Origin of the sequence: Polaromonas sp. OV174 (assembly GCF_900112285.1) — a bacterium.
Classification (GTDB): Bacteria; Pseudomonadota; Gammaproteobacteria; order Burkholderiales; family Burkholderiaceae_C; genus Polaromonas.
On sequence record NZ_FOKZ01000052.1, the window covers coordinates 1 to 6377 of the forward strand.

Consider the following 6377-nt stretch of genomic DNA (forward strand, 5'->3'; position numbering starts at 1 on the left):
CGCCGTCCCCGCCTGCCGCTGATTGGCGCCGAGCGTGAATACATTGAAACGATCGTGAACAAAGCACTCGCAACACGCCCGCTTCAATACCAGTCCGTCGTCTAGAACCATCATGAACATAGAGACTGCATCACACCCTATGCCGGCGACGGTGGTCATGCTGAAACCTACGGCGAGCCTAGCTCCAACCAGGCGCGCAAAGCTCCGTCTGCATGTATACGCATGGAACCTCTTGCTGGGGATTTTTTATGCGTTCATTCTCAGTCCCTTATTCTTTGTTGTCTGGCTGAGTTTCTTCAAAGACGCCATCGTCAGCTTCCCTCCGACGGGCTACACAACAGCCTGGTATGTCAACGTGTGGCACAACCCGGCTTTTGCCGACGGGTTCATCCTCAGCGTCAAGATTGCCTGTGCGACGTCTCTGTTTAGCGTGATCTTCGGAACGCTTGCTGCCATAGGCATCAAGAGGTCCCAGTTTCGCGGTTCGGAAGCGATAAAGCTGCTGCTGCTTTCGCCGCTCGTCCTACCGGGAATCGTTGCAGGCATCGCAGTCTATTTGCTGTACCAGCGTATTGCACAGACGCTAGACCTGGACATTGCCGGCAGCTTCGCTGGTCTGCTTGTCGCCCATATCAGCCTGACGATTCCTTGGACCGTACGTCTTGTCTCCGCCAGCATCGACGGTCTGGACCAGTCAATCGAGGATGCCGCCCGCAACCTTGGAGCCAACGCGTTCCAGGTTTTCCGGCTGGTTACCTTGCCCATGCTTCGCCCGGCAATTGTGGCTTCGGTGCTCTTCAGTTTTATTGTTTCTTTCGAGAATCTGGAGGTATCTCTATTGCTCGTAGGACCAGGCAACACCACCTTGCCGATTGCAATCATGCAATACCTCGAATTCAACCTCGATCCGACAATTGCGGCAGTGTCCTCAGTACAAATTTTGTTGCTAGGCATCGTCATGATCGTCACCGATCGTTTTGTCCAACTAAGTAAGGTAGTTTGAATGTCCCGCATTACGATCGATAGTCTTAGAAAAATTTACGGCAATTCGGTTGCCGTCGCAGATTTTTCAATGGAGGTTGACGACGGAGAGCTCATTGCCTTCCTGGGGCCTAGCGGATGTGGCAAAACGACGACCCTGAGAATGATCGCAGGATTTGTTGAGCCCTCTGGCGGTTCTATACGCATTGATGGCGTCGATGTCACCCGGTTACAGCCCGAAAAACGGGACACCGGCATGGTGTTTCAGCGCTACGCGCTGTTCCCCCATATGTCAGTGGAGGAGAACGTCGAATTCGGCTTGAAGATGCATAAGATTGCTCCAGCTGAACGCAGCGTCAGAATCCGCGAAGCGCTCGATATGGTCCGAATGTCGGCGCTGCGGGAGCGCTATCCACGGCAGTTGTCCGGTGGCCAGCAGCAGCGCGTGGCGATTGCCCGGGCCCTTGCAATTCGGCCTAAAGTCTTCCTGCTTGACGAACCGTTGTCGAATCTCGACGCAAAACTTCGTGTTGAGGTACGTGACCAAATCCGCGAGTTGCAGCAGCGGCTAGGCGTGACGACCATTCTCGTTACTCACGACCAGGACGAAGCACTCACCATCGCCGACAGGGTTGCCGTTATGCATGACGGCCGCATCCAGCAAATAGGTACGGCAGCCGATCTCTACGAGCGACCCGTCAACCACTTCGTGGCGGACTTCCTGGGCGAAATGAATTTCTTTTCCGGAAAAGCCGATGGCGATCATCGGTTTGTGAGTACTGGCGGCTCTGCATTCGTTGCGGCCGGTCTAACAGACAACCCCATCATGCTTGGCGTGCGTCCAGAGCGAGTCGCGCTTGAGCCGATTCAATCGCAGCTCGATAACTGCCTGCCTGTGACCGTGCAGTCGATCGTTTATCGCGGACCGTCCATCGAAGTACGCACGATCACCGAATCGGGTGAAGGCGTGGTGTGCCACGTCAAGAACGATCACCAGAATGCCGCTGCGTCTCCCTCTGTCGGAGAAAAATGGTTTGCAAGTTTCCGTGCACGCGACTGCGTGTGTTTTTCCAACTGAAAGGGGTTCCTATGAAAATGTTCGAAAACCGTCGCCAATTCATGGCATCTGCGTCGGGTCTGGTCCTTCTGCCGACACTGTCCGCCCGCGCATTGGCCGCCCCAGCCGCCGGGAGTAACGAGAACGTCGTCGTTGCCACCTGGGGTGGCGACTACCTCAATCTCCTAAAGGCCAACATAGAAGTTCCTATCATCGTGCCGGCTGGGGGCAAGGTTACATACGACGTTGGTGGGGTCGAAGAGCGCAAGACCAAGATGCGTGCTCAGAAAACCTCACGGCGCGGCTCCATGGATGTGTCGATGGCCGCAGATATCGATATGTATGACATGCAGCAGGCGGGTACCTTGGCGAACGTTGACACGGCTTCGGTGCCAAGGCTGGCGGAAACATTTGATTGGATCCGACCCCTCTATGCGGTTCCACAGTTCTACAGCGCGCTTGTGATTGTTTACAACCCAGACGCCATCAAAACGCCTCCCACCTCCTACAGTGCATTGCTAGACGCGAGCAATAAAGGCCGCGTAGGATTCTCCGATCTGCTTGCCGACTATGTCATGTTGGCTGGCGCGCTTGGTGCCGGAAGCAAGATTTCCGACTTCGAGGCAACCAAGTCTTTTTTCCGGAAGCTCAAGACCATGCAGCCCCGTGTTTATCCATCCAATGAGGCGGTGGTGGCGGCGCTTAAGACGGGAGAAATCAACATCACTATGATGATGAAAGCCCGGGCGTTGCAGTGGAAAAAAGCCGGTTTGTCGGTGGCGTTTGCAACCCCGAGCGAAGGTGCAATTCCCTATATATCTCTAGCGGGCATTCCAAAAAACGCACCGTCTCCTCGCGGCGCGTTCAACTATGTCAATAACATGTTGACGCCCGCAGCCCAGGCCGCCTTCTCGGCAACGATGGGATATGCGCCGAGTATCAAGGACGCCGGTTTACCTGAAGACCTAAAGCAACTGGTCAGCTTCAGCGAAGCCGAAACATCCCGTTTTCACAAGGTGAATTACGGCGAGTTGGCGGGAAAGAAGCGGGCCATGCACGACTTCTGGGACCAAGAGTTCAAAGCCAATCTGTAGGGCGACTTCATGAGCAATGCTGAGTTTCGCCGACCTCCCATCTGGGGCATAAAACCCGGACCGCTGTTGACCGTTCCCGCCGCTTTCGTCATCTTGATCGCGACTGCCATACCCGCGCTTCAGTTGCTTCGTTTCAGCTTCAATCACTACGATGCCGCAACAATGATGAGGAGCGGCCTGACGCTTGAAAACTACGTGGGATTTTTCAGTAGTCCGTATTACATGGGCGTACTTTGGGCGACGATAAAGATGGCGGCAGTCTGCACATTTTTTGCACTGCTTATAGGATTTCCTCTTGCCTACTCTTTGGTGAAGACTCGCAACTCGATCAAAAGCCTGCTCCTCATCGCGCTTATTTTTCCCATGCTGATTGGTGGGGTCGTGCGTGCCGTGGGCTGGGTTGTGATCCTCGGTAACGCCGGATTTGCCAATTCGGTGCTAATGACGTTCGGGCTCATTGATCAGCCAATCCGGCTTCTCTATACGCCGCTTGCGGTGGTACTAGGGCTGACATCATTCGTCTTGCCCTACATGGTTGTGACTTTACAAAGCGTGCTGGAAGGGATCGACCTGACACTGGAGGAAGCGGCCCGAAATCTGGGGGCGAGTTCTCTAGTTACTTTTTTCCGCATCGTGTTGCCAATTGCGGCGCCAGGCATCGCAGCCGGAAGCATGCTGTGCTTCATCCTCTGCATGAACGGCTATGTCACGCCTGTTTTGTTGGGTGGAACGAAGCTCACCATGATGGCGCCTGCTGTCTACGGTCAGATTTCGAAGGTCTCCAACTGGCCATTCGGTGCTGCGCTAGCACTGATTCTCATGATAGTTACGCTGGTGCTCGCCATAAGTTCCAACTGGCTGATTCACCGGAAATATTCGAAAACGATGACATCTTAAGGATTTGAATTTTGAACAGCTTACTTTTCAAAAACGGCGCTTTGCTTGATCCATTGCAGACGGAACTGCTAACCGGGTACGAGGTGCTGGTAGAAGGCGGGACAATTAAGGAAGTGTCCGATCGACCGATTAAGTCGGCCAATGCAAGAGTGGTGGATCTCGGTGGAAAAACGATCATGCCGGGATTGATAGACCTACATGTTCACGTTGTTGCCGTTCAGTTTGACTTGGCCGGTCAAGTGCGTTTGCCCAACGTGTTCGTCACGTTGAAGGCGGTACCCATTATGCAAGGCATGCTGAGGCGCGGATTCACGACGGTCCGTGATGCTGGCGGCGCAGGGTTCGCATTGAAGGAAGCCGTATCCAACGGGCTTGCGCAGGGACCTCGTTTGTTTGTGTCTGGCAGAGCCATCAGCCAGACGGGTGGGCATGGAGATCCCCGTGCACGATCGGACTTTCTGGACTCCGACGCGCCTTGCGCGTGTTGCGTTCGAGTGGGTGCCTTAGGGCGCGTTGTCGACGGTGTCGATGCACTGCGAGCTGCGGTACGTCAGGAATTTCAGATGGGCGCCGATCAAATCAAAATCATGGCTTCTGGCGGCGTTGCCTCACCAACAGATCCCATTGGCGCACTTGGGTATTCCGAGGACGAACTCCGGGCAGTGGTGGTCGAAGCCCGCGCGCGCGGGACTTACGTGATGGCGCATGCGTACACGGCCGAGTCGATACAGCGCGCGGTGCGCTGCGGGGTGCGCACCATTGAACACGGAAATTTAATTGATGACCCGACTGCGGCCCTGATGGCCAAACACGGGGCTTATGTCATACCCACCCTGATCGCTTTCGAGGCGCTGCATCACGAAGGTGAAAAATATGGCTTGTCAGCGACCAGTGCCGCCAAGATTGATACGGTCCGCTCGGCGGGATTACGTTCGCTGGAGGTTTACAAGCGCGCGGGAGTCAAGATGGGTTTCGGGTCAGACCTGCTTGGCGAGGGGCATCGCTTGCAAAGCGATGAATTTCTGGTAAGAGCGCAGGTTCTGACAAATGCCGAGATCATCGCCAGTGCAACGACGATCGGCGCCGAGGTTCTGGGAATGACCGGAAAGCTCGGGCGGCTTGAGGCAGGCGCTTTTGCGGACATTCTTGTAGTGGATGGCAATCCATTCAAGGATTTGAGTTGCTTGACGGAGCAGGGAAAACACATACGGGCCGTCATCAAGGAAGGTCAGCTTGAATTTGGTGACCTCAATTAGCGTGGCTTTTCTCTCATAAAGTGTTGGATGAGGTGCCGGTTTTGAACTCTGATGGTTTATGTAGGACAAGGCGAGAGAAAGCGATGGACGTAGGCGACTTTGAGCGGTTGCGCGTTCGGTTGGACCGGTTGACGCGCGGGCTGCGCGATGGGGTTCAGCAGGTACTGAATCGGCTGCCGGCACCCGAGCAGACCGTACAAATCATTCAGACACGCATGGCTAGCGATTCTCAACCGCATTGCGGGGCAATGCACCTGCACCGTTACGGGTCAGGTGCATTGCCTGCAGCACTATCGGTGAACGGTTTGCGGCAAGCAAACGATCAAAGGGGCTCGGCGACCGACTACAAAAGACTGGTTGCTGACCTACACCCATTCGAAATTCTCGCTCCATACCCGACATTGACTTCAGCAGCTTGACCGTCAGCAATGTGACGTCGATTTCGATGATCACTGCACCCGGATCCGACCAGGAACTGCTGGTCGTCCATCCGAAAGACCTGCCACGCGAACGCCCGCCTCACCCTGATACCTGCCTGACTGCCTACACGTGCAGCTTGGCCGAAGCAGTATTTCGATAGTCGGATAAATAAGCTGGTGTTCAGATGCCCCTCACATTTCTTCCATCGCAAAGCAGCGCTCCACTAACCAGCGCTTGAGCATGTCCCCGAAGGTTCACTGCGCTTGGCGATCTGCACCGTGACGTGCTCGGCCAGGATGTCGGTGGCCCACGTAGCCGCAGTCACACAGCAGGCGTTGCACCTTTTCAGATTCAGTTTGCAGCGTTGCAGTACCTGCAAGGCCCCTTGCGATCTGTCACTTCTGCTGTGGTGACTGCCAAAACTCCCCGCCAATTACCGCAAAAAATGCCATCTTGCAAGCTATCGAATACCCCATAAAAATATTTTTAATATCTTATTAATATATTAATAATCTGATCGCGAAATCGATTTAGACACTTCTCACTTTCACTTCATCCCACAGGAGCACCCTATGACGAATCCCCGCTGGCAAGGCATTTTTCCCGCCATCACGACCAAGTTCCATGCCGATGAAAGCATAGACGCCGAAGGCACGGCCAAGCACATCGACT

General features: G+C 54.7%; 5 protein-coding genes and 3 pseudogenes. 7 read left to right on the plus strand and 1 reads right to left on the minus strand.

From position 1 onward, the window contains the following. The 6 genes and pseudogenes from BM160_RS23035 to BM160_RS21905 form a co-directional block, all read left to right on the plus strand. A pseudogene (locus BM160_RS23035) lies at positions 1-105 on the plus strand (dihydrodipicolinate synthase family protein); the annotation flags it as partial. Positions 106-112: 7 nt separating this feature from the next. Next, a complete protein-coding gene (locus tag BM160_RS21885; protein ID WP_255369046.1) occupies positions 113-1003 on the plus strand; it encodes an ABC transporter permease in 891 nt (296 codons plus the stop codon). After that, the gene (locus BM160_RS21890) at positions 1004-2059 is read left to right on the plus strand and encodes an ABC transporter ATP-binding protein (RefSeq protein WP_092008259.1); all 1056 of its coding nucleotides are present in this window, start codon (positions 1004-1006) and stop codon (positions 2057-2059) included. Positions 2060-2070: 11 nt separating this feature from the next. Beyond that, a complete protein-coding gene (locus BM160_RS21895; RefSeq protein WP_092008260.1) occupies positions 2071-3132 on the plus strand; it encodes an extracellular solute-binding protein in 1062 nt (353 codons plus the stop codon). Positions 3133-3141: 9 nt separating this feature from the next. After that, the gene (locus tag BM160_RS21900; protein WP_092008261.1) at positions 3142-4029 is read left to right on the plus strand and encodes an ABC transporter permease; all 888 of its coding nucleotides are present in this window, start codon (positions 3142-3144) and stop codon (positions 4027-4029) included. 11 nt (positions 4030-4040) lie between these two features. Then, the gene (locus BM160_RS21905; RefSeq protein ID WP_092008262.1) at positions 4041-5285 is read left to right on the plus strand and encodes a metal-dependent hydrolase family protein; all 1245 of its coding nucleotides are present in this window, start codon (positions 4041-4043) and stop codon (positions 5283-5285) included. A gap of 574 nt (positions 5286-5859) precedes the next feature. Here the strand turns inward: BM160_RS21905 and BM160_RS23040 are convergent. Next, a pseudogene (locus BM160_RS23040) lies at positions 5860-6125 on the minus strand (IS5/IS1182 family transposase); the annotation flags it as partial. 152 nt (positions 6126-6277) lie between these two features. On the opposite strand from BM160_RS23040, the pseudogene BM160_RS23045 reads away from it, so the two are divergent. Continuing rightward, positions 6278-6377, plus strand: a pseudogene (locus tag BM160_RS23045) (dihydrodipicolinate synthase family protein); the annotation flags it as partial.

Excerpts from the sequence above, each read along its gene's own strand:
- BM160_RS21900 (WP_092008261.1), top strand. The coding sequence starts at position 3,142 with ATGAGCAATGCTGAGTTTCGCCGACCTCCCATCTGGGGCATAAAACCC.
- BM160_RS21885 (WP_255369046.1), top strand. The coding sequence starts at position 113 with ATGAACATAGAGACTGCATCACACCCTATGCCGGCGACGGTGGTCATG.
- BM160_RS21890 (WP_092008259.1), top strand. The coding sequence starts at position 1,004 with ATGTCCCGCATTACGATCGATAGTCTTAGAAAAATTTACGGCAATTCG.
- BM160_RS21895 (WP_092008260.1), top strand. The coding sequence starts at position 2,071 with ATGAAAATGTTCGAAAACCGTCGCCAATTCATGGCATCTGCGTCGGGT.